This is a genomic window from Ferdinandcohnia sp. FSL W7-1320, from assembly GCF_038050315.1.
Lineage (GTDB): Bacteria > Bacillota > Bacilli > Bacillales > Bacillaceae_L > Ferdinandcohnia > Ferdinandcohnia aciditolerans.
Genome location: NZ_JBBPAM010000001.1, coordinates 1 through 24,499 on the forward strand (window position 1 = coordinate 1; position 24,499 = coordinate 24,499).

Consider the following 24,499-nt stretch of genomic DNA (forward strand, 5'->3'; position numbering starts at 1 on the left):
ATGCTCAATCAAAAATACACATTTGATACATTTGTAATAGGCTCTGGAAATCGCTTTGCACATGCTGCATCCTTAGCAGTTGCAGAAGCACCAGCAAAAGCATATAACCCACTCTTCTTATATGGTGGTGTTGGATTAGGTAAAACTCATTTAATGCATTCAATTGGTCATTATGTTCAAGAGCACAACCCAAATGCAAAGGTTGTCTACTTATCATCTGAGAAATTTACGAATGAGTTCATAAACTCTATAAGGGATAACAAAGCGGTTGAATTTAGAAATAAATACAGAAATGTCGACATCTTACTTATAGATGATATTCAGTTTTTAGCTGGAAAAGAATCAACTCAAGAAGAATTTTTCCATACGTTCAATACCTTGCATGAGGAAAGTAAGCAAATTGTCATTTCTAGTGACAGACCGCCTAAGGAGATTCCTACTTTAGAAGATCGTCTTCGTTCACGCTTTGAATGGGGATTAATTACCGATATTACTCCACCTGACCTTGAAACAAGAATTGCAATTCTACGCAAAAAAGCCAAGGCAGAGGGACTTGATATTCCAAATGAAGTTATGCTATATATCGCGAACCAAATCAACACGAACATTCGTGAGCTTGAAGGTGCGCTTATTCGTATCGTTGCATATTCTTCTTTAATAAATAAAGATATAAATGCAGACCTTGCTGCAGAAGCTTTAAAGGATATCATTCCAAGTTCTAGACCGAAAGTAATTACAATTTTTGAGATTCAAAAGGTTGTTGGGCAGCATTATAGTGTAAAACTTGAGGATTTCAAGGCGAAAAAGCGAACTAAATCCATTGCATTCCCTCGTCAAATTGCGATGTATTTATCAAGGGAATTAACAGATTCCTCACTGCCTAAAATTGGAGAAGAGTTTGGAGGCCGTGACCATACAACAGTCATTCATGCTCATGAAAAAATCACAAAACTATTAAATACAGACACTCAATTACAAAAACAAATAAATGAAATCATTACACAATTAAAGGGCTAATGTACATTGATGGTTTCATCTTTTTAATTTGGACAAGTACTTGTAACGTGAATACTGTGAATAACTTCTTTGTTGTTGCGCACAGTCTGTCCACATGTGGATAGACTGTTTTCATTTGTTTCTTTCCAGTTATCCACATATTCACAGGACCTACTAGTACTTCTACGATTTTTCTTTTAAAAAATAAATATATATAAACTAAAAGTGTATTCACACGAAATCAAAAATAGAACTATCTTTAGGAGGATTTTTGATGAAATTTATTATTCAAAGAGACCATCTTGTTCAAAGTGTACAAGATGTAATGAAAGCTGTATCTTCTCGAACAACCATTCCGATCTTAACAGGGATTAAAATAGTTGCAACAAATGAAGGAGTAACACTTACAGGTAGTGATTCCGATGTCTCCATAGAATCTTTTATTCCTAATGAAGAAGCTGGAGATGAAATTGTTGAAATTAAAGAAACTGGAAGTATTGTTTTACAAGCTCGTTTCTTCAGTGAAATTGTTAAAAAACTTCCTAAGGATACAGTAGAAATCGAGGTTCATTCAAATTTATTAACTATTATTCGTTCCGGAAAAGCGGAATTTAACTTAAACGGACTTGATGCTGAAGAATATCCACAGTTGCCTCAAATTGAAGGAAACCAAGGATTTAAAATTCCTGCTGATTTACTAAAAAACATGATTCGACAAACCGTATTTGCTGTTTCCACTTCTGAAACTCGTCCTATCTTAACAGGTGTAAATTGGAAGGTTGAAAATAACACTCTCAATTGTATTGCTACAGATAGTCATCGTCTTGCAATGAGAACAGCACATATTGAAACAGAAAATGATGGATCCTATAGTGCAGTCATTCCAGGTAAAAGTTTAAATGAATTAAGTAAAATTCTTGATGACACTACAGATTTAGTTGATATTGTCATTACCGAAAACCAAGTTCTTTTTAAAACAAAACATCTTTTATTCTTCTCTCGTTTATTAGATGGCAGCTATCCAGATACGACTAGACTAATCCCTACAGAAAGTAAAACTGAAGTCGTACTAGCGACGAAAGAATTTTTACAATCGATTGATCGTGCCTCTCTACTAGCAAGAGAAGCAAATAATAATGTCGTTAAATTTACAACTTTACCTGATGGAGTGGTCGAAATATCGTCCATATCCCCTGAAATTGGGAAAGTAAATGAAGAAATTCAAAGTAAATCCATTGAAGGTGAAGAATTAAAGATTTCTTTTAGTGCAAAATATATGATGGATGCATTGAAAGCATTGGAAAGTTCTGAAATTCGTATTAGCTTCACAGGCGCAATGAGACCGTTCTATATCAAAGCACTTGATGACGATACAGTCTTTCATTTGATTCTCCCAGTGCGTACTTATTAAGAAACGAATGAACTACTAGGTCGTAAAAACCTAGTAGTTTTCTTTTCTAGTTGGATTTTCTTTAGTAAAATAAAAAGAAAGAAGGCGAAAAGATGGCGAAAGAAATACAAGTTTCGACAGACTTTATTACATTGGGACAGTTTTTAAAGCTAGCCGATATCATCCAGTCAGGTGGAATGGCAAAATGGTTTCTTGGTGAACATGAAGTCTATGTAAATGGAGAGCTAGAGAATCGCCGCGGTAAAAAGCTAGTAAATAAGGATGTAGTAGACATTCCTGGCTTTGGAACGTTTGTCATATCAAATGCTTAAGCTGCGGGGGATTGCCCTCGCGCTTGTGCGCAAAGGGTGAGTCCATTTGTTCATAGAAGAAATAGAACTGACGAATTATCGTAATTATGAAAAATTATCCATATTATTTGAAGATAAAGTTAATGTTATCTTAGGTGAAAATGCACAGGGCAAGACAAATGTGATGGAATCTATCTATGTTTTAGCGATGGCAAAATCACATCGGACCTCAAATGATAAAGAATTGATTCGCTGGGATGAAGAATATGCTAAAATAGAGGGTAGGGTTCAAAAACGGAACGGCCCCTTATCCTTGCAGCTCGTTATCTCTAAAAAGGGCAAAAAAGCAAAAAGTAATCATTTGGAACAGCAAAAGCTAAGCCAATATGTTGGAAATATGAACGTGGTTATGTTTGCCCCAGAAGATCTAAATCTTGTAAAGGGGAGCCCACAGATAAGAAGACGATTTATTGATATGGAAATTGGGCAAGTATCTGCAGTGTATTTGCATGACCTAAGTCAATATCAAAAAATCCTCCACCAGCGGAACCACTACCTAAAGCAGCTTCAAACAAAGAGACAACATGATCAAACCATGCTTGATGTTTTAACTTCACAATTAATTCAAGCGGCCGTTAAAATTGTTAAAAAACGATTTGAATTCCTTATTTTATTACAAAAGTGGGCTGAGCCTATTCATCATGGAATCAGTAGAGGACTAGAACGGCTTCAAATTGAATATAAACCTTCAATTGAGGTATTAGAAACAGCAGATTTGTCGAAAATGGTAGATGTATATGACGAAAAATTTGCTAAAATAAAAGAGAGGGAAATTGAAAGAGGCGTTACATTAGCGGGGCCACATCGGGATGACCTTGCATTTTTTGTGAATGGAAAGGATGTTCAAACATTCGGATCCCAGGGCCAGCAACGTACGACCGCCCTATCATTAAAGCTTGCAGAAATAGAATTAATTCATTCAGAAATTGGGGAGTACCCGATTTTATTATTAGATGATGTTCTATCGGAACTGGATGATTTTAGACAGTCGCATTTATTAAATACAATTCAAGGCAAGGTACAAACCTTCGTTACAACAACGAGCGTTGAAGGGATCAATCATGAAACGTTAGAGCAGGCTGCGACCTATGAAGTGTCTGCAGGACTCATAAAAAAGCTTAAATGAGGTGATGAGTTTGTTCATACATTTGGGAGACAATGTAATGGTTCGTTCATCAGATGTGATTACGATATTAGATCGACAGCTTTTAAAATCCTCCTCTATCGTTAATGAATTTTTAGATGTACAAAAAGACAGAGTGGTAGAATTGTCTAATGGGAATACAAAATCAGTCGTAGTTACTGTTGATAAAGTTTATTATTCACCTTTATCCTCTAGTACATTAAAAAAACGATCACAACATGTTTCCGATTTTGAAACAATTTTAGATGAAATATAAGCATAATAGTAACTCAAAACTTGTTCTTTTTTCGTTAATATAAAGTGTAGGTGATATTGGTGGCAATGGAAGAAAAAGAATTGCAACAACAAGAATATGATGAGAATCAAATACAGGTATTAGAAGGTTTAGAGGCAGTAAGAAAGCGCCCTGGTATGTATATTGGTTCAACTTCTGGAAAAGGTCTGCACCATTTAGTATGGGAAATTGTCGACAATAGTATTGATGAAGCATTGGCTGGTTATTGTGACGAGATTAATGTCATCATCGAAGAAGATAATAGTATCACTGTAATAGACAACGGACGTGGAATTCCGGTTGGTATCCATGAAAAAATGGGTCGTCCTGCGGTTGAAGTAATCATGACTGTCCTTCATGCAGGAGGAAAATTTGACGGCGGTGGGTACAAGGTTTCAGGTGGCTTACACGGGGTTGGTGCATCGGTTGTTAACGCACTTTCAACAAACTTAGAAGTAGAAGTTCACCGTGATGGCAAGGTTCACCGAATTGAATTTGAACGTGGCCATGTTTCATCTGAACTAAAAGTGATAGGTGAAACGGATCATACTGGTACAATTACACACTTTAAGCCGGATGGTGAAATCTTTACTGAAACGCTTGAGTATGATTTTGATATACTTGCGACTCGCCTTCGCGAACTCGCCTTCTTAACAAGAGGCGTTAAAATTACGATCGAGGACAAACGGGAAGAGAATAAACGTAAAGAATACCATTACGAAGGTGGAATCAAGTCATACGTTGAGCACCTCAACCGTACAAAAGAAGTAATTCATGAAGAACCTGTTTTCGTCGAAGGGGAAAAAGAAGGAATTTCAATCGAAATTGCCCTTCAATACAATGATAGTTATACAAGCAATATTTATTCATTCGCAAATAATATCCACACATATGAAGGTGGAACACATGAATCTGGTTTTAAAACGGCATTAACACGGATTATCAATGATTATGCACGTAAAAATAATATATTCAAAGATAATGATGCAAATTTAACTGGAGATGATGTTCGTGAAGGGCTAACCGCGATCATTTCTGTTAAGCATCCAGATCCACAATTTGAGGGGCAAACAAAGACAAAGCTCGGAAATAGTGAAGCAAGGACAGTGACTGAATCTGTCTTCTCAGAGAAATTTGAGGCTTTTCTATTAGAAAATCCGTCAGTTGCTCGTAAAGTTGTCGAAAAAGGAACAATGGCGGCTAGAGCACGAATGGCTGCGAAAAAGGCACGTGAATTAACAAGAAGGAAAAGTGCACTAGAGGTTTCAAGCTTACCAGGAAAACTTGCTGATTGTTCATCGAAGGACCCTTCCATTAGTGAGCTTTACATTGTTGAGGGTGATTCAGCGGGTGGTTCTGCAAAACAAGGTCGTGATCGTCATTTCCAGGCGATTCTTCCACTTAGAGGAAAGATTCTTAACGTTGAGAAAGCAAGACTTGATCGAATTCTATCCAATAACGAGGTACGTTCAATGATCACTGCATTAGGAACGGGTATTGGAGAAGATTTTGATATCACAAAGGCCCGTTATCATAAAGTCGTCATCATGACAGATGCAGATGTAGACGGTGCACATATTCGGACTTTATTATTAACGTTCTTTTATCGATTTATGCGCAAGATTATCGAACATGGATTTATCTATATAGCACAACCGCCATTATATAAAATCCAACAAGGTAAACGTGTTGAATACGCATATAACGACCGCGAGCTAGAGAAATATTTAGCAGAATTGCCAAGTAATCCAAAACCTGGTATCCAACGATATAAAGGTCTTGGTGAAATGAATCCTGAACAGCTTTGGGAAACCACAATGGACCCTAACAACCGAACAATGCTTCAGGTTACCCTTCAGGATGCAATTGATGCTGATGAAACATTCGAAATGCTAATGGGTGACAAGGTTGAACCTAGACGTAATTTCATTGAAGAGAATGCACAGTACGTGAAAAACTTGGATGTTTAACGATATTTTACAGGATAGTTTTGAAACCTAGCTCTAGGCATTTATCGTCCCGAGTCTTAAGCCTTAATGCTTATGCTTGTTTTCGATAAATGGATGCCTTGCGCTTTTCGTTACTATCCTGTGTTTTAGTTATTTATTTGAATGGGTTAAAATAAGAATCCAAATTTATTTTATACCCCTGATAAAGGGAGGTTTCTTTTTATGTCTGAAAATCAAAACTCGCATATTCACGAGATAAATATTAGCCATGAAATGAGAACATCATTTCTAGATTATGCGATGAGCGTTATTGTGTCACGTGCCCTACCAGATGTTCGTGATGGTCTAAAGCCAGTTCACCGTAGAATTTTGTATGCCATGAACGACTTAGGGATGACATCTGATAAAGCCTATAAGAAATCTGCTCGTATCGTAGGTGAAGTAATAGGTAAATACCACCCACACGGTGACTCTGCAGTTTACGATACGATGGTTCGAATGGCACAGGATTTTAACTTTCGCTATATGCTTGTTGATGGCCATGGAAACTTTGGTTCAGTAGATGGTGATGCGGCAGCAGCGATGCGTTATACGGAAGCACGTATGTCCAAAATATCAATGGAACTTCTGCGTGATATTAATAAGGATACGATTGATTATCAAGATAACTATGATGGTTCAGAAAAAGAACCAGCTGTTCTTCCTGCTCGTTTCCCTAACCTTTTAGTCAATGGTGCAGCGGGAATTGCAGTAGGTATGGCAACGAATGTTCCACCACATCAATTAGGTGAAGTTATTGATGGTGTTCTAGCAGTAAGTAAGGATCCCGAGATAACCATTGCTGAGTTAATGGATATCATACCTGGACCGGACTTCCCTACAGCTGGACATATTCTAGGTAGAAGCGGAATTAGAAAAGCTTATGAAACTGGAAAAGGCTCCATTACCTTACGTGCAAAAGTTGAAATTGAAGAGATGAAGAATGGCAAGGAAGTTATCCTTGTAACAGAACTTCCTTACCAAGTAAATAAAGCTAAATTAATCGAAAAAATTGCAGAATTAGTTCGTGATAAAAAGATTGACGGCATAACAGACCTTCGTGATGAATCAGACCGAAATGGTATGAGAATCGTGATGGAAGTTAGAAGAGATGCAAATGCGAATGTTCTTTTAAATAATTTATATAAACATACTGCATTGCAAACGACTTTTGGAATCAACATGCTAGCACTAGTGAATGGACATCCAAGAGTCCTAAACTTAAAGCAATGCTTACAATATTACTTAGACCATCAAGTTGTTGTAATTAAACGCAGAACAGCATTCGAACTTCGAAAAGCTGAAGCAAGAGCCCATATTTTAGAAGGTTTACGAATTGCGTTGGATCATATTGATGAAATTATTACGTTAATTCGTGGCTCACAAAATACGGATATCGCTCGTGAAGGCTTAATGACAAGATTTAACTTATCTGAAAAACAAGCACAAGCGATCTTAGATATGCGTTTACAACGTTTAACAGGTTTAGAACGTGACAAAATTGAAGCAGAATATCAAGAGCTTGTTGCACTAATTGCAGAATTAAAGGCAATTTTGGCGGATGAGGAAAAAGTTCTAGAAATTATTCGTGAAGAGCTATTAGAAGTGAAAGAACGTTTTAATGATAAAAGACGTACTGAAATTCTAGCAGGCGGGCTTGAAATGATTGAAGATGAAGACTTAATTCCTAGAGAGAATATCATTATTACTCTCACAAACAAAGGATATATTAAGCGTCTTCCAGTTTCAACATACCGAAGTCAAAAGCGTGGAGGCCGAGGCATTCAAGGAATGGGAACAAATGAAGATGACTTCGTCGAACATCTTCTATCAACATCAACCCATGATACAATCCTATTCTTCACAAATAAGGGAAAGGTCTATCGTTTAAAAGGCTATGAAATTCCTGAATTCAGTAGGACAGCAAAAGGAATTCCAATTATTAACCTACTAGAAATCGATAAAGAAGAATGGATTAATGCCATTATTCCTGTATCTGAACTAGTTGATGATTGGTTCCTGTTCTTTACAACAAGAAAGGGTATTTCAAAACGCACTCCATTATCTTCATTTGCAAATATTCGTAAGGGTGGATTAATAGCTGTTGGCTTGCATGAAGGTGACGAACTTATTTCTGTCCGACTAACCGACGGATCGAAAGACATTATCATTGGTACAAAGGATGGTATGCTCATTCGTTTCCCTGAATCAGACGTAAGATCTATGGGTCGTACGGCTGCAGGTGTTAAAGGTATTAACATTTCTGAAGGTGACGAAGTAGTAGGAATGGAAATACTAGAAGACAATCTAGATGTCTTAATTGTTACTGAACATGGTTATGGAAAGCGTACACCAGCAGGTGAGTACCGCATCCAAAGCCGTGGTGGTAAGGGGCTCAAAACTGTTAATATTACCGAAAAGAACGGTAAAGTAATCGCGGTAAAAGCTGTTACAGAAGAGAATGACCTTATGCTTATCACGGCTGCGGGTGTCTTAATTAGAATGTCAATCAATGATATTTCACAAATTGGCCGTACAACCCAAGGTGTTAAGCTCATTCGTCTAGACGAAAATGAACATGTAGCAACTGTTGCAGTTGTAGAAAAAGAAGAAGTAGAGGAACTTGAAGATGAATCAGTAGAGGCTGTAGAAGAGACAGTCACTGATGAACAACCAAGTAACGAAGAGGAAACTGAATAAACTTTATGAAAAGAGAAATGCTGCAAGTGCAGTATTTCTCTTTTTTTGGTAAAATGGTACCAGTATTCAACGAAAGATGAGGGCGAATTAAAATGCGTGTAAGGACAAGCCAGTTACAAGAAGGATGCATTGTCTCAGATGACATTTTTTCTTTAACAAATACACCGATTATTCCTAAAAACACAGTATTAACAAATGAACATATACAAGTACTTCACGTATTCTTGGTTCAAGATGTACAAGTTGAAGCATTTTTGATCAATGGTGAGCCTTTCACTCCTACTGAAATAGTAGAAGAAGTAGAAGTTGTAAAAAAGGAAAGCTCGATTGCGGAGGATTATCTCAAATCTGTAGGAGAATATAAACAATTGTTTCAAAGCTGGCAAGCGGGGGCTCTCTTGGATATCACTAAAGTACGTCAAATTATACTCCCCCTCTTTAAAAGAATACTAGAACAACCAAAAGAAATATTCTCATTATATAAATATATAACCCGAGATGACTATATGTACCATCATGCTGTCACAGTAGGAGTGCTCTCTGGATATCTGGGAAAAAGGTTGGAATTCAATATTGTTGATTGCTATCATCTAGCCATTGCGGGATTACTTAGTGACTGCGGAATGTCTAAAATTGATCCAAAAATTCTAACAAAGGCTACGTCACTTACTTATGGAGAGTATAAAGAGGTAAAAAAACACCCTTTATATAGCTACCGAATCATTGAAAAGATCCCACTTATAAAAGATAGTGTTAAATTAGCAGTTCTCCAACACCATGAACGGATTGATGGAACAGGCTACCTACTCGGGGTTACCGGGGAGAGACTGCATCCATTTGGAAAGATTGTTGCAGTAGCTGATGTGTACTCGGCCATGACCTCAGAAAGACCTTACAGTAACCGCCAGTCTCCTTTTGAAGTCCTTGAAGAGATGAGAAGGGAATCGTTCGGTAAACTAGATTTAAATGTAGTAGAAGCCTTAACAAATAGTGTCGGAATTATATCAATAGGAACAAAAGTAAAACTCTCAAATGGGCAAACTGGAGAAATTGTGTTTATTGATAAATCCCAGCCCACTAGACCCTTACTAAAAATTGAAGAAAATGAATTTTTGGATTTAAAAGTGGTTCGTGAAGTTAATGTAGAGGAAATTATCTAATCACTTCCAAATTCGGAGGTTTTATTTTTGCTGAATAGGAAGTAGAAAAACATTTTTCATTAAATACTTGATTAAAAAGCCTTTTGCATTTATACTAGTAAAAGTCTTATCCCTTCAACATTATTATTTTAAAAAAGTAATTGACTTTAATAATGATAATGTGATATATTAATAAAGTCGCTTCGGGGCGACAAACAAGTTCTTTGAAAACTAAACATAATACAAGCGTCAACGTTTAATTCTAAAGTAACAAACTATTGAGCAATCAATACTCTTATTGGAGAGTTTGATCCTGGCTCAGGATGAACGCTGGCGGCGTGCCTAATACATGCAAGTCGAGCGAACCAGAGGGAGCTTGCTCCCAAAGGTTAGCGGCGGACGGGTGAGTAACACGTGGGCAACCTGCCTATAAGACTGGGATAACTTCGGGAAACCGGAGCTAATACCGGATAACATATGAGACCACATGGTCTCATATTGAAAGATGGCTTTTAGCTATCACTTATAGATGGGCCCGCGGCGCATTAGCTAGTTGGTGAGGTAATGGCTCACCAAGGCAACGATGCGTAGCCGACCTGAGAGGGTGATCGGCCACACTGGGACTGAGACACGGCCCAGACTCCTACGGGAGGCAGCAGTAGGGAATCTTCCGCAATGGACGAAAGTCTGACGGAGCAACGCCGCGTGAGCGAAGAAGGTCTTCGGATCGTAAAGCTCTGTTGTTAGGGAAGAACAAGTACCGTTCGAATAGGGCGGTACCTTGACGGTACCTAACCAGAAAGCCACGGCTAACTACGTGCCAGCAGCCGCGGTAATACGTAGGTGGCAAGCGTTATCCGGAATTATTGGGCGTAAAGCGCGCGCAGGCGGTCCTTTAAGTCTGATGTGAAAGCCCACGGCTCAACCGTGGAGGGTCATTGGAAACTGGGGGACTTGAGTGCAGAAGAGGAGAGCGGAATTCCACGTGTAGCGGTGAAATGCGTAGAGATGTGGAGGAACACCAGTGGCGAAGGCGGCTCTCTGGTCTGTAACTGACGCTGAGGCGCGAAAGCGTGGGGAGCGAACAGGATTAGATACCCTGGTAGTCCACGCCGTAAACGATGAGTGCTAAGTGTTAGAGGGTTTCCGCCCTTTAGTGCTGCAGCAAACGCATTAAGCACTCCGCCTGGGGAGTACGGTCGCAAGACTGAAACTCAAAGGAATTGACGGGGGCCCGCACAAGCGGTGGAGCATGTGGTTTAATTCGAAGCAACGCGAAGAACCTTACCAGGTCTTGACATCCTTATGCCATCTCTAGAGATAGAGCTTTCCCTTCGGGGACATAAGTGACAGGTGGTGCATGGTTGTCGTCAGCTCGTGTCGTGAGATGTTGGGTTAAGTCCCGCAACGAGCGCAACCCTTGATCTTAGTTGCCAGCATTCAGTTGGGCACTCTAAGGTGACTGCCGGTGACAAACCGGAGGAAGGTGGGGATGACGTCAAATCATCATGCCCCTTATGACCTGGGCTACACACGTGCTACAATGGATGGTACAAAGGGCAGCGAAACCGCGAGGTTAAGCAAATCCCATAAAACCATTCTCAGTTCGGATTGCAGGCTGCAACTCGCCTGCATGAAGCCGGAATCGCTAGTAATCGCGGATCAGCATGCCGCGGTGAATACGTTCCCGGGCCTTGTACACACCGCCCGTCACACCACGAGAGTTTGTAACACCCGAAGTCGGTGGGGTAACCGCAAGGAGCCAGCCGCCTAAGGTGGGACAGATGATTGGGGTGAAGTCGTAACAAGGTAGCCGTATCGGAAGGTGCGGCTGGATCACCTCCTTTCTAAGGAAACTGAAGTTCTACGAACTTCATAAAAAGACGCTTTGTATTGTGTTTAGTTTTGAGAGAACTAACTTTTCTCATAATCTAATATGAATGGGCCTATAGCTCAGCTGGTTAGAGCGCACGCCTGATAAGCGTGAGGTCGATGGTTCGAGTCCATTTAGGCCCACCATTCATTCTATATATCCCTTGGGGCCTTAGCTCAGCTGGGAGAGCGCCTGCTTTGCACGCAGGAGGTCAGCGGTTCGATCCCGCTAGGCTCCACCATTTATTTGCCGACGGTTTTTTTGTTTGCAAATATTTATTTTGCGCTTGTGTCTGCAAGATTAATCGAAGATGATTGATTCCTTAGCGCAAAGCTGCATGAAGATTACTCACTGATGTAAATCACGATGTGATTCAAGTCAGTAGCTTCGTTCCTTGAAAACTAGATAACGTAACAAAACATTCATTGAAGTAGTAAAAGTTCTTATAACTTTAGGCGCGTGAGAAGCGAGAAGTTCAAGGAACCGATTGAGGAAGCACCGGAACGTACTTAAAGGTACGTGAGGATGCTGACGAATGAGGTGACGAAGAAATTCGAAGCTTATCAAAGCCGAATAGGTTAAGTTATGAAGGGCGCACGGTGGATGCCTTGGCACTAGGAGCCGATGAAGGACGGTACTAACACCGATATGCTTCGGGGAGCTGTAAGTAAGCATTGATCCGAAGATTTCCGAATGGGGAAACCCACTGCTCGTAATGGGGCAGTATCCTTACCTGAATACATAGGGTAAGAGAAGGTAGACCCGGGGAACTGAAACATCTTAGTACCCGGAGGAAGAGAAAGCAAACGCGATTTCCTGAGTAGCGGCGAGCGAAACGGAAGATAGCCCAAACCAAGAGGCTTGCCTCTTGGGGTTGTAGGACACTCTATACGGAGTTACAAAAGAGCGAAGTAGACGAAGCGACCTGGAAAGGTCCGTCAGAGAAGGTAACAACCCTGTAGTCGAAACTTCGTTCTCTCTTGAGTGGATCCTGAGTACGGCGGGACACGAGAAATCCCGTCGGAAGCTGGGAGGACCATCTCCCAAGGCTAAATACTCCCTAGTGACCGATAGTGAACCAGTACCGTGAGGGAAAGGTGAAAAGCACCCCGGGAGGGGAGTGAAATAGAACCTGAAACCGTGTGCCTACAAGTAGTCAAAGCACATTTATGTGTGATGGCGTGCCTTTTGTAGAATGAACCGGCGAGTTACGATCCCGTGCAAGGTTAAGTTGAAGAGACGGAGCCGCAGCGAAAGCGAGTCTGAATAGGGCGAAATAGTACGTGGTCGTAGACCCGAAACCAGGTGATCTACCCATGTCCAGGGTGAAGTTCAGGTAACACTGAATGGAGGCCCGAACCCACGCACGTTGAAAAGTGCGGGGATGAGGTGTGGGTAGCGGAGAAATTCCAATCGAACTTGGAGATAGCTGGTTCTCTCCGAAATAGCTTTAGGGCTAGCCTCGAGTATAGAGTCTTGGAGGTAGAGCACTGATTGGACTAGGGGCCCTCATCGGGTTACCGAATTCAGTCAAACTCCGAATGCCAAAGACTTGATTCTCGGGAGTCAGACTGCGAGTGATAAGATCCGTAGTCAAGAGGGAAACAGCCCAGACCACCAGCTAAGGTCCCAAAGTATACGTTAAGTGGAAAAGGATGTGGAGTTGCTTAGACAACCAGGATGTTGGCTTAGAAGCAGCCACCATTTAAAGAGTGCGTAATAGCTCACTGGTCGAGTGACTCTGCGCCGAAAATGTACCGGGGCTAAACGTATCACCGAAGCTGTGGATTGTTCTTACGAACAATGGTAGGAGAGCGTTCTAAGTGCCGTGAAGTCAGACCGTGAGGACTGGTGGAGCGCTTAGAAGTGAGAATGCCGGTATGAGTAGCGAAAGATGGGTGAGAATCCCATCCACCGAATGCCTAAGGTTTCCTGAGGAAGGCTCGTCCGCTCAGGGTTAGTCGGGACCTAAGCCGAGGCTGAAAAGCGTAGGCGATGGACAACAGGTTGATATTCCTGTACCACCTCTTTACCGTTTGAGCGATGGAGGGACGCAGGAGGATAGGGTAAGCGCACTGTTGGATATGTGCGTCCAAGCAGTTAGACTGGTAAGTAGGCAAATCCGCTTACCGTAAGGTTGAGCTGTGATGGCGAGGGAAATATAGTACCGAAGTTCCTGATTCCACACTGCCAAGAAAAGCTTCTAGCGAGGTAAATGGTGCCCGTACCGCAAACCGACACAGGTAGGCGAGGAGAGAATCCTAAGGTGATCGAGAGAACTCTCGTTAAGGAACTCGGCAAAATGACCCCGTAACTTCGGGAGAAGGGGTGCTTTTTAGGGTGCATAGCCCTGAAGAGCCGCAGTGAATAGGCCCAGGCGACTGTTTAGCAAAAACACAGGTCTCTGCGAAGCCGCAAGGCGAAGTATAGGGGCTGACACCTGCCCGGTGCTGGAAGGTTAAGAGGAGGGGTTAGCGCAAGCGAAGCTCTGAATCGAAGCCCCAGTAAACGGCGGCCGTAACTATAACGGTCCTAAGGTAGCGAAATTCCTTGTCAGGTAAGTTCTGACCCGCACGAAAGGTGTAACGATCTGGGCACTGTCTCAACGAGAGACTCGGTGAAATTATAGTACCTGTGAAGATGCAGGTTACCCGCGACAGGACGGAAAGACCCCGTGGAGCTTTACTGCAGCCTGATATTGAATTTTGGTACAGCTTGTACAGGATAGGTAGGAGCCTTGGAAGCCGGAGCGCCAGCTTCGGTGGAGGCATCGGTGGGATACTACCCTGGCTGTATTGAAATTCTAACCCGAAGGCCTTATCGGCCTTGGAGACAGTGTCAGGTGGGCAGTTTGACTGGGGCGGTCGCCTCCTAAAAAGTAACGGAGGCGCCCAAAGGTTCCCTCAGAATGGTTGGAAATCATTCGTAGAGTGTAAAGGCACAAGGGAGCTTGACTGCGAGACCTACAAGTCGAGCAGGGACGAAAGTCGGGCTTAGTGATCCGGTGGTTCCGCATGGAAGGGCCATCGCTCAACGGATAAAAGCTACCCCGGGGATAACAGGCTTATCTCCCCCAAGAGTCCACATCGACGGGGAGGTTTGGCACCTCGATGTCGGCTCATCGCATCCTGGGGCTGTAGTCGGTCCCAAGGGTTGGGCTGTTCGCCCATTAAAGCGGTACGCGAGCTGGGTTCAGAACGTCGTGAGACAGTTCGGTCCCTATCCGTCGTGGGCGTAGGAAATTTGAGAGGAGCTGTCCTTAGTACGAGAGGACCGGGATGGACACACCGCTGGTGTACCAGTTGTTCTGCCAAGGGCATAGCTGGGTAGCTATGTGTGGAAGGGATAAGTGCTGAAAGCATCTAAGCATGAAGCCCCCCTCAAGATGAGATTTCCCATAGTGTTAAACTAGTAAGATCCCTCGAAGATGACGAGGTTGATAGGTCAGAGGTGGAAGCATGGTGACATGTGCAGCTGACTGATACTAATCGATCGAGGACTTAACCAAAATACTTCGATGATGAATGAAAATACGTTATCTAGTTTTGAAGGAATGAATCCTTCAACATAGTCTAGTGGCGATAGCGAAGAGGTCACACCCGTTCCCATACCGAACACGGAAGTTAAGCTCTTCAGCGCCGATGGTAGTTGGGACTTTGTCCCTGTGAGAGTAGGACGTCGCTAGGCAAACGAAAGATCAACTGTTATGGTTGGTCTTTTTTGTTTTTTCAAAACCGAAAGGTTTTGTGGAGTAAAAGAAGCTATTTACAGAAATAAAGACTATAAAATTAAATAGGTCGGGTTTCGAGGAGCAAAGAGTTCAAGGAAGAAGGGAGCGACAACCGGAATGTACTATGTACATGAGGATTGGAGTGAGCGCAGCTGACGCAGAAATCTGCCGCTCATCGGAAGCCGACCACCGAACACGGAAGTTAAGCTCTTGCGCCGATGGTAGTTGGGGCATTGCCCCTGTGAGAGTAGGACGTCGCTAGGCAATTAAAAGATCAACCGTTATGGTTGGTCTTTTTTGTTTTTTCAAAACCGAAAGGTTTATGGTGTTAAAGGCACTTTTGACGGGAATAAGAATAAAAAAACAGGATAGGTCGGATTTCGAGGAGCAAAGAGTTCAAGGAAGCAAGGGAGCGACAACCGGAATGTACTATGTACATGAGGATTGGAGTGAGTGCAGCTGACGCAGAAATCTGCCGCTCATCGGAAGCCGACCACCGAACACGGAAGTTAAGCTCTTGCGCCGATGGTAGTTGGGGCATTGCCCCTGTGAGAGTAGGACGTCGCTAGGCAAACGAAAGATCAACCATTATGGTTGGTCTTTTTTTATTTTTCAAAACCGAGAGGTTTTGTGGTGTAAAAGAAGTTTTTACGGAAATAAGGCTATCAATTAGAATAAGTCGGATTTCGAGGAGCAAAGAGTTCAAGGAAGCAAGGGAGCGACAACCGGAATGTACTATGTACATGAGGATTGGAGTGAGTGCAGCTGACGCAGAAATCTGCCGCTCATCGGAAGCCGACCACCGAACACGGAAGTTAAGCTCTTGCGCCGATGGTAGTTGGGACTTTGTCCCTGTGAGAGTAGGACGTCGCTAGGCAAACGAAAGATCAACCGTTATGGTTGGTCTTTTTTGTTTTTTCAAAACCCCAAGGTTTTGTGGTGTAAAAGAATAGGAATATAAAATAGAATAGGTCGCCTTTCGAGGAGGAAAGGTTCGAGGATGCAAGGGAGCGACAACCAGAATGTTCTTTGTAGAAGTTGAAGCAGCTGATGCACAAAATCTGACACTCTTTAGAAGCTGACCACCGAATAATGAAGGTAAGACCTTGCACCGGTGGTAGCTGGGAAATTTTCTTTGTGAGGGTCTAAGACCAACCAGTGTGGTTGGTCTTTTTGTGCTTTAAAGATTAATTTTAGTACAGTTGATATAGGGACATAAGTGTTAATCGTGTAACCCAGAAGGTTGGAAAGTGATAATGATTTAATGGAAAGACATTAAAGCCCCTACACCCCATCAATTTTTTCCTTTAAAAACAAATAAAGCAAAAAGGGAACTTTATCTGCGGATATCGCAAGGAACTGTCTGATAAATGGATAGTCGTTACTAGAGTATGAATGAAGCAGTTCACTCCACCACTCAGTCTCATATCTAGATATCATACTTAAATTATAGAGGAGTAAGTAATGTGTCATGATTTCAGGAAAAAATGATAGAAGCTCCCTTTCTTTTGGCAGATAGTAGCTGTCTTCATATAGATGATATAGAAGCGGTGAACTTGCCAGTGGTAGAAGATAATTATCCTTTTTAATTTGTAATGTTATTGGCCCGCAGTCTTTTCCTTCTGTTGGTTCTTTAATAAGAGTTGTTGAAAATGGCAGTGTGTTTTCAATAAAATCTACAAATCTCCGTGAGGTCATATGATAGCTGTCTAAAGCTTCAGTTGGGATTGATAATATATTCTGAGTTGTGATTGGTGTTTCAATATATAAGCTTTGTTGAAAATGCAGAGTAAATAAATTTTGTAATTCGGGAATCCTTTTAAATAACTGCTCCATTGTAAACTTTTCACCTTCCATTTGTTTCACATGAAACATACGTTCAGAAAAGTGAGAAAATAATCCGTTTTTTTGCACCTTTACTTCATCATGAAAAAACTCGTAGCTCTGTTTTTTTCGTTTTCTAGTTGAAACTCCATGTGCAAGTACCGAAGTTGATTCTGGGTACTGGGGATCAACAGTTAGTAAACATGCTTTTAACAATTGTACCATTCCATAAAAGAGAAGAACCGGCTTAATGGATAATGGAGCATTTTGGGATAATTGGTAGTAATTTTGACCATGTTCTAAATAATAGATAAACGGGTAACTGTTTTCATAGCTCTTTTTATCTGCGTCTGTAACTGCCGCTTTTTCATAGCATTTTTGTAGTAAGTGTTGTGTTGTATTTGCTGCATGAAGTGCATTAAATGATTGCCAAATAAAACGATAATCAAACAAATTACTAACCTCCAATAAAAACAAAGAAGTACAAAATATGGGTGAAAAGAGATAATAAAAAACTCTGAATTATTAAATATATCGTTCGATTCTTGACAGTAGTTTACCCAGTTGTTAATCTACTAATAATATTTTGCAATCGAAGGGGGATTTATTACATGTGGGAAACAAAGTTTGCCAAAGAAGGATTAACATTTGATGATGTATTGCTATTACCTGCTAAGTCAGAGGTACTACCTAAGGATGTAAATCTTAGGGTTGCGTTAACAGAAACACTTAAGTTAAATATCCCGATTGTTAGTGCGGGTATGGACACAGTAACAGAGCATGAAATGGCTATTGCAATGGCCCGTCAAGGCGGACTAGGGATCATTCATAAGAATATGTCTGTTGAGCAACAGGCTGAGCAGGTTGATAAAGTTAAACGTTCAGAAAGTGGCGTAATCACAGATCCATTTTTCTTAACTCCTAGTCATCAAGTATTTGATGCTGAACATTTAATGGGAAAATATCGTATTTCAGGTGTTCCAATTGTAAACAACCCACAAGAGCAAATCTTGGTTGGAATTATTACCAATCGTGACCTTCGTTTTATTCAAGACTATTCTATTCAAATTTCAGATGTAATGACAAAGGAAAATCTCGTGACTGCTCCTGTTGGTACAACTTTAGAACAGGCAGAAAAACTTCTACAGAAATATAAAATTGAAAAGCTTCCACTCGTTGATGAAGGTGGAGTATTAAAAGGACTTATTACAATAAAGGATATTGAAAAAGTAATTGAGTTCCCGAATTCAGCAAAGGATGCGCAGGGGCGTCTATTAGTAGGAGCCGCTGTTGGGGTAACAACAGATACAATGCTTCGGGTTGAAAAGCTAGTTAAAGCTGGAGTTGATGCAATTGTTGTTGATACAGCACACGGCCATTCAGCAGGAGTACTTGAAACAGTTAAAACAATTAGAGACGCATATCCAAAACTAAATATTATTGCTGGTAACGTAGCAACAGCAGAAGCAACACGTGCACTTATAGAAGCAGGCGCTAGCGTTGTGAAAGTAGGAATAGGGCCTGGTTCTATTTGTACAACTCGTGTTGTAGCAGGTGTTGGTGTTCCTCAAATAACAGCTGTTTACGATTGTGCAACAGAAGCAAGAAAACATGGAGTTTCGATTATTGCTGATGGCGGTATTAAATATTCTGGTGACATCGTTAAAGCATTAGCTGCGGGTGGACATGTCGTAATGCTAGGAAGCTTACTTGCAGGTGTATCTGAAAGCCCAGGGGAAACGGAGATCTTCCAAGGCCGTCGCTTTAAAGTATATCGTGGCATGGGCTCTGTTGCGGCAATGGAAAAAGGAAGTAAGGACCGTTATTTCCAGGAGGATGCGAAAAAGTTTGTTCCTGAAGGTATTGAAGGTCGTCTTCCATACAAAGGCCCACTAACAGACACAATATATCAATTAATTGGTGGTATTCGTTCTGGTATGGGTTACTGCGGCACAAAGAATTTAGAAGAGTTAAGAGAGAATGCACAATTCATTAAAATGACAGGTGCTGGATTACGTGAAAGTCATCCACATGATGTACAGATCACAAAGGAAGCACCGAACTACTCTACTCTCTAAGGTAAATTTAGACAGAACATAATCCATTGGTAGGATTTTTATATTGTGGTAGATAGAGTCATGTACTCTATCTATTTTTTTTGAAGCTGGTATGTTAAAATGTCTTTTGTGCGTATTATGAAAGTGGAGGTTTAAAACGTGAAAAAACAAACACAAAAAAGATTGATTATAAGTATTTTAGCAGTCTTTTTGCTAACGCTTTTTGTAGGACAAATACCTCCTGCAAAAGCAGCACCTGCTCTTGATATAAATGTAAAAAATGCGATATTAATTGATGCAGATACAGGTAAAATACTATATGAAAAAAGTGCCGATCAAGCGGCCCCAATTGCAAGTATGGTAAAAATGATGACTGAGTACCTGATAATGGAGGCTATCTCTGAAGGTAGAATATCTTGGGATCAAACTACTCAAATTAGCCAATATGCATATGATATATCTGCAAATAATAACTTTTCAGGTGTTGGCTTACGATTAAATCACGATTATACGGTTGAGGAACTTTATAAAGCAATGGCGATTTATTCTGATAATGCAACAACCATTACATTAGCAGAACTATTAGCCGGTACTGAAGGCGAATTCGTGAAACTTATGAATAAAAAGGCTGAAGAACTAGGTCTTCCAAACTATGAGTTTGTAAATAGTACAGGATTATCAAATTCAATGCTAGGTGATAATTATCCTGAAGGAACGAGTCCAGATGGGGATAATATGTTATCCGCAGAGTCTGTGGCTTTATTAGCCTACTCACTATTACGTGATTATCCAGAAGTATTGGAGATTTCAAGTATCCCACAATTGGAATTTTATGATGAGAAACTGGATAACTGGAACTGGATGTTGAAACACGATCCAAAGGTATCCCCATATCTTGCAGATTTCTATTATGAGGGAATGGATGGGTTAAAAACAGGTACAACACCAGCAGCTGGTTATTGCTTTACAGGAACTGCTGAACGTAACGGAAAAAGATTAATTTCAGTCGTGATGGGAGCAACAAGCGAACCAGAACGTTTCAAAGAGACTCGTAAACTATTAGATTATGGTTTTAATAATTTTGAACAAATTGAAGTTTACCCTGAAGGATATCAATTAAAGGGTAATAAAGAATTAAAGGTAGTCAAAGGAAAAGAAAAGAAAGTAAAAATTTCAACTAAAGCACCAGTAAAATTATTAGTTAAAAAGGGTGTAGATAAGTCAGCATTTAAAGCAGAATATGTATTTGATGACAAGGTTGTTTCTAAGGATAAAGAAATAACAGCGCCTTTTAAAGAAGGAACAAAAGTGGGCCATATGAATGTATCCTATGATGGTGATGACTTAGGCTATATTACCGCAAATGGTGATGATAAATTACAGGTACCACTTGTGACAGATACAGGTGTTGAAAAGACAAACTGGTTCGTGCTCATGATGAGAGGAATTGGTGGATTCTTTGGTGATATTTGGTCAAGTGTGGCAAACACTGTTAAGGGCTGGTTCTAATATAAAGGTCTCCTTCTCTGTAGAAGGAGGCCTTTTTGTTTCCATATTATACTATTTTGGTATAATTACTAGGAAAGTAGAAAATTATGAGTTAGAATATTCTTAGTTTATTTTCTATTGGGCATTCACTATACTTAAAAATATGATATGATTATGCCTATAAAATTAGATAACGAATCATTGGAGGAATCGTAATGGCAAATACAGGAACAGATCGAGTAAAACGTGGTATGGCTGAAATGCAAAAGGGCGGCGTAATTATGGACGTTGTCAATGCAGAACAAGCTAAAATTGCAGAAGAAGCAGGCGCTGTAGCAGTAATGGCTTTAGAGCGAGTACCTGCTGATATTCGAGCGGCTGGTGGAGTTGCTAGAATGGCGGACCCTACAATAGTCGAGCAAGTAATGGGTGCTGTTACTATTCCAGTTATGGCTAAAGCTCGTATTGGTCATATTGTAGAAGCTAGAGTATTAGAAGCTCTTGGCGTTGACTACATTGATGAGAGTGAAGTATTAACTCCAGCTGATGAAGAGTTCCACTTAAATAAACGTGATTTCACAGTTCCATTTGTTTGTGGCTGCCGTGACTTAGGCGAAGCAACTCGCCGAATTGCAGAAGGTGCATCTATGCTTCGTACAAAAGGTGAGCCTGGAACAGGAAATATTGTAGAAGCTGTTCGTCATATGAGAAAAGTGAATGCTCAAATTCGTAAAGTTGTTGGCATGAGTGAAGATGAGCTTATGACAGAAGCAAAAAATCTAGGAGCACCATTTGAATTATTGCTTCAAATCAAACAAGAAGGTCGCCTTCCAGTTGTTAACTTTGCAGCAGGTGGTGTAGCAACTCCAGCTGACGCAGCACTTATGATGCAACTTGGAGCAGATGGAGTATTTGTTGGATCTGGTATTTTCAAATCAGATAATCCTGCAAAATTTGCTCGTGCGATTGTAGAAGCTACTACACATTATCAAGATTATGAATTAATTGCACACCTTTCTAAAGGATTAGGAAATGCTATGAAAGGTATTGAAATTTCATCATTATTACCAGAACAACGTATGCAAGAAAGAGGCTGGTAAGTAAGAGGGTGTTCAGACGTGGTTAAAATCGGGGTATTAGGACTTCAAGGGGCTGTCAGAGAACATGTTCGTTCTGTAGAAGCCTCTGGAGCGGAAGCAGTCGTTGTAAAAAAAGTTGAACAACTTGAAGAAATTGACGGATTAATTATCCCTGGCGGGGAAAGTACTACAATGCGCCGATTAATTGATAAATATGAGTTTATGGAGCCACTTCGCTCATTTGCTGAGCAAGGTAAGCCGATGTTTGGAACATGTGCAGGGCTCATTCTACTTGCGAAGCAGCTTGTTGACTATAAGGAGTCACATCTTGGACTTATGGATATTAAAGTTGAGAGAAACTCATTTGGCCGTCAGCGTGAGAGCTTTGAGGCGGAGCTTATGATTCCTGGAATCGCTGAAGACTTTGTCGGAGTATTTATTCGCGCACCACATATTGTGGAAGCAGGAGAAAATGTCGAAATTCTTGCAAAGCATAATGGTAGAATAGTTGCAGCCCGTGAAGGACAATATTTAGGCTGCTCCTTCCATCCAGAATTAACAGATGATCACCGCTTTACAGCGTATTTTGTAAAAATGGTCGAAGAATCAAAAGCAAAAAACCTTGTATAAACAATTAAAACATGGTAAAACTTTATATAAATAATATAAAATGTGAAATCTATGATAGGAACTAGTAGCTCGTCTTTTTTCCTAAGAGAGTCGGTGGTTGGTGTGAACCGATGAAAAAAGCCTGTGAATCCATCCTTGAGTGAAATACTGAACGCATCATTCAAGTAGGTATTTTCGGTAAATCCGTTATCTTTTTCAAGAGGGGGATACTTGTATCCTCAACTAGGGTGGTAACGCGGGTTAACTCTCGTCCCTTTTTTAGGGGCGGGAGTTTTTTGTTTGCCGTAACTGCCGATAAGCGGCGTATTTCTGCGTTGGCTTGGTTCTCTGGTCCTCAAGTAGGTTAGCTACGCTCCGGTCCTCGAACCTGCGCCGCCTTGAAATACTTGCTTTTCGACAGTCACGAATGGTTACACATTGTTACTATAACTCATAGATTTTAGGAGGTTTAAGAGATGTTAGATATTAAATTTTTACGAAGCCATTTTGATGAAGTGAAGGAGAGACTCAAGTATCGTGGTGAGGATTTAACAGACCTGGGGCGTTTTGAGGAGTTAGATAAAAAGCGCCGCGAGCTCATTTTGAAGACCGAGGAGTTAAAAAGCCGTAGAAATGAAGTGTCAGGTCAAATCGCTGTTTTGAAACGAGAGAAAAAAGATGCAGATGCTCTCATTTTAGAAATGCGTGAGGTTGGTGATAAGGTCAAAGAATTAGATACGGAATTACGAGATGTGGAAGGACAATTAGAGCATCTAATGTTATCCATTCCGAATTTACCACATGAAAGTGTGCCAATTGGTGAATCTGAGGATGATAACGTTGAAATCCGTAAATGGGGAGAGCTCCCTGAGTTTGGATTTGAACCAAAGCCACATTGGGAAATTGCTGATCAACTTGAAATTTTAGACTTTGAACGTGCAGGAAAAGTAACAGGTAGCCGTTTTGTATTTTATAAGGGGCTTGGGGCAACACTTGAAAGAGCATTATTTAATTTTATGTTAGACCTACATGTAGAGGAACATGGATATGAAGAGGTTATTCCTCCATACCTAGTCAATCGTGCAAGCATGACAGGTACAGGACAGCTTCCAAAGTTTGAAGAAGATGCATTCCTCATTGAAAATGAGGATTACTTCTTAATTCCGACTGCCGAGGTTCCAGTTACAAACCTACACCGTGATGAGATTATAGGCGGAGAAGAGTTACCAATTAAATATGCGGCGTTTAGTGCTTGCTTCCGCTCTGAAGCTGGTTCAGCGGGAAGAGATACAAGAGGGTTGATCCGCCAGCATCAGTTTAATAAGGTAGAACTAGTGAAGTTTGTAAAACCAGAAGATTCTTATCAAGAATTAGAAAGTTTAACAGCAAATGCTGAAAAGGTACTTCAGTTACTAGGTCTTCCATATCGTGTCCTAAGCATGTGTAGTGCAGATTTAGGATTTACTGCAGCAAAAAAATATGACATTGAAGTGTGGATTCCAAGCTACGGAACATACCGTGAAATTTCTTCTTGTAGTAATTTTGAGGCATTCCAGGCAAGACGAGCCAATATTCGTTTCCGTCGTGATCGAGATTCAAAACCTGAGCACGTTCATACATTGAATGGTTCTGGGCTTGCAATTGGTCGAACAGTTGCGGCAATCCTAGAGAATTATCAACAAGAAGACGGTACAGTCATCATTCCGGAAGTATTACGTCCTTATATGAGAAATAAAGAAGTAATTGGTCCTAAGTAATCGATTAAAATATTGGCCAGGATTTTACCACTTTCCTGGCCTTATAAAAAAAGATAAAGATATTGTTGACATATAATTTA

Annotated in this window: 14 protein-coding genes, 2 tRNA genes, 3 rRNA genes and 1 other annotated feature; of the genes, 18 read left to right on the forward strand and 1 reads right to left on the reverse strand. The window is 40.7% G+C overall.

The annotated features are described in order from the left end of the window. From dnaA to rrf, 13 genes are all read left to right on the forward strand, one after another. The coding region (dnaA, locus tag NST91_RS00005; protein ID WP_341329549.1) for a chromosomal replication initiator protein DnaA at positions 1-1,017 on the forward strand (1,017 nt) is incomplete at its 5' end. Positions 1,018-1,270: 253 nt separating this feature from the next. Then, the gene (dnaN, locus tag NST91_RS00010) at positions 1,271-2,407 is read left to right on the forward strand and encodes a DNA polymerase III subunit beta (protein ID WP_341329550.1); all 1,137 of its coding nucleotides are present in this window, start codon (positions 1,271-1,273) and stop codon (positions 2,405-2,407) included. A gap of 92 nt (positions 2,408-2,499) precedes the next feature. Then, the gene (gene yaaA, locus NST91_RS00015; protein ID WP_341329551.1) at positions 2,500-2,718 is read left to right on the forward strand and encodes a S4 domain-containing protein YaaA; all 219 of its coding nucleotides are present in this window, start codon (positions 2,500-2,502) and stop codon (positions 2,716-2,718) included. A gap of 46 nt (positions 2,719-2,764) precedes the next feature. Next, entirely contained in the window at positions 2,765-3,883 is a 1,119-nt protein-coding gene (gene recF, locus NST91_RS00020; RefSeq protein ID WP_121448214.1) for a DNA replication/repair protein RecF, read from the forward strand. Positions 3,884-3,893: 10 nt separating this feature from the next. Beyond that, entirely contained in the window at positions 3,894-4,157 is a 264-nt protein-coding gene (remB, locus tag NST91_RS00025) for an extracellular matrix regulator RemB (RefSeq protein WP_165918236.1), read from the forward strand. 65 nt (positions 4,158-4,222) lie between these two features. Then, a complete protein-coding gene (gene gyrB / locus NST91_RS00030) occupies positions 4,223-6,145 on the forward strand; it encodes a DNA topoisomerase (ATP-hydrolyzing) subunit B (RefSeq protein ID WP_341333453.1) in 1,923 nt (640 codons plus the stop codon). Positions 6,146-6,346: 201 nt separating this feature from the next. Beyond that, a complete protein-coding gene (gene gyrA / locus NST91_RS00035; protein WP_341329552.1) occupies positions 6,347-8,863 on the forward strand; it encodes a DNA gyrase subunit A in 2,517 nt (838 codons plus the stop codon). Positions 8,864-8,955: 92 nt separating this feature from the next. After that, on the forward strand, positions 8,956-10,023 hold the full coding sequence (locus tag NST91_RS00040; RefSeq protein WP_341329553.1) for an HD-GYP domain-containing protein: 1,068 nt from the start codon (positions 8,956-8,958) through the stop codon (positions 10,021-10,023). A gap of 274 nt (positions 10,024-10,297) precedes the next feature. Beyond that, a 16S ribosomal RNA gene (locus tag NST91_RS00045) occupies positions 10,298-11,849 on the forward strand. 95 nt (positions 11,850-11,944) lie between these two features. Next, positions 11,945-12,021 (forward strand) — tRNA-Ile (locus tag NST91_RS00050). 19 nt (positions 12,022-12,040) lie between these two features. Then, positions 12,041-12,116, forward strand: a tRNA-Ala gene (locus NST91_RS00055). Between the two features lie 335 nt (positions 12,117-12,451). Continuing rightward, positions 12,452-15,383: ribosomal RNA gene (locus NST91_RS00060) — 23S ribosomal RNA — on the forward strand. 63 nt (positions 15,384-15,446) lie between these two features. Next, a 5S ribosomal RNA gene (gene rrf, locus NST91_RS00065) occupies positions 15,447-15,562 on the forward strand. The 16S, 23S and 5S rRNA genes sit together here with 2 tRNA genes alongside, the layout of an rRNA operon. A gap of 1,327 nt (positions 15,563-16,889) precedes the next feature. On the opposite strand, the gene NST91_RS00070 is transcribed toward rrf, so the two are convergent. After that, entirely contained in the window at positions 16,890-17,882 is a 993-nt protein-coding gene (locus NST91_RS00070) for a YaaC family protein (protein ID WP_341329554.1), read from the reverse strand. 158 nt (positions 17,883-18,040) lie between these two features. Here NST91_RS00070 and guaB point away from each other — a divergent pair, with 158 nt between their 5' ends. The 5 genes from guaB to serS all read left to right on the forward strand — a co-directional run bounded on the left by guaB (position 18,041) and on the right by serS (position 24,419). Further along, positions 18,041-19,507, forward strand: a complete 1,467-nt coding sequence (guaB, locus tag NST91_RS00075; RefSeq protein ID WP_341329555.1) for an IMP dehydrogenase — start codon at positions 18,041-18,043, stop codon at positions 19,505-19,507. A 138-nt stretch (positions 19,508-19,645) separates the two neighbouring features. Beyond that, positions 19,646-20,995 (forward strand): D-alanyl-D-alanine carboxypeptidase family protein, encoded by a 1,350-nt coding sequence (locus tag NST91_RS00080; protein WP_341329556.1) that lies wholly within the window; start codon positions 19,646-19,648, stop codon positions 20,993-20,995. Positions 20,996-21,189: 194 nt separating this feature from the next. Beyond that, positions 21,190-22,074 (forward strand): pyridoxal 5'-phosphate synthase lyase subunit PdxS, encoded by an 885-nt coding sequence (gene pdxS, locus NST91_RS00085; protein ID WP_099355770.1) that lies wholly within the window; start codon positions 21,190-21,192, stop codon positions 22,072-22,074. Positions 22,075-22,092: 18 nt separating this feature from the next. Beyond that, a complete protein-coding gene (pdxT, locus tag NST91_RS00090) occupies positions 22,093-22,683 on the forward strand; it encodes a pyridoxal 5'-phosphate synthase glutaminase subunit PdxT (RefSeq protein ID WP_341329557.1) in 591 nt (196 codons plus the stop codon). A gap of 42 nt (positions 22,684-22,725) precedes the next feature. Then, positions 22,726-22,941 (forward strand) — a binding site (T-box leader). Between the two features lie 197 nt (positions 22,942-23,138). After that, positions 23,139-24,419 carry a serine--tRNA ligase gene (gene serS / locus NST91_RS00095; RefSeq protein WP_341329558.1) on the forward strand — a complete coding sequence of 427 codons (1,281 nt, stop codon included), beginning with the start codon at positions 23,139-23,141 and terminating at the stop codon, positions 24,417-24,419. Positions 24,420-24,499: the final 80 nt, after the last annotated feature.

Excerpts from the sequence above, each read along its gene's own strand:
- dnaN (WP_341329550.1), top strand. The coding sequence starts at position 1,271 with ATGAAATTTATTATTCAAAGAGACCATCTTGTTCAAAGTGTACAAGAT.
- yaaA (WP_341329551.1), top strand. The coding sequence starts at position 2,500 with ATGGCGAAAGAAATACAAGTTTCGACAGACTTTATTACATTGGGACAG.
- guaB (WP_341329555.1), top strand. The coding sequence starts at position 18,041 with ATGTGGGAAACAAAGTTTGCCAAAGAAGGATTAACATTTGATGATGTA.
- NST91_RS00040 (WP_341329553.1), top strand. The coding sequence starts at position 8,956 with ATGCGTGTAAGGACAAGCCAGTTACAAGAAGGATGCATTGTCTCAGAT.
- serS (WP_341329558.1), top strand. The coding sequence starts at position 23,139 with ATGTTAGATATTAAATTTTTACGAAGCCATTTTGATGAAGTGAAGGAG.
- gyrB (WP_341333453.1), top strand. The coding sequence starts at position 4,223 with ATGGAAGAAAAAGAATTGCAACAACAAGAATATGATGAGAATCAAATA.
- gyrA (WP_341329552.1), top strand. The coding sequence starts at position 6,347 with ATGTCTGAAAATCAAAACTCGCATATTCACGAGATAAATATTAGCCAT.
- pdxS (WP_099355770.1), top strand. The coding sequence starts at position 21,190 with ATGGCAAATACAGGAACAGATCGAGTAAAACGTGGTATGGCTGAAATG.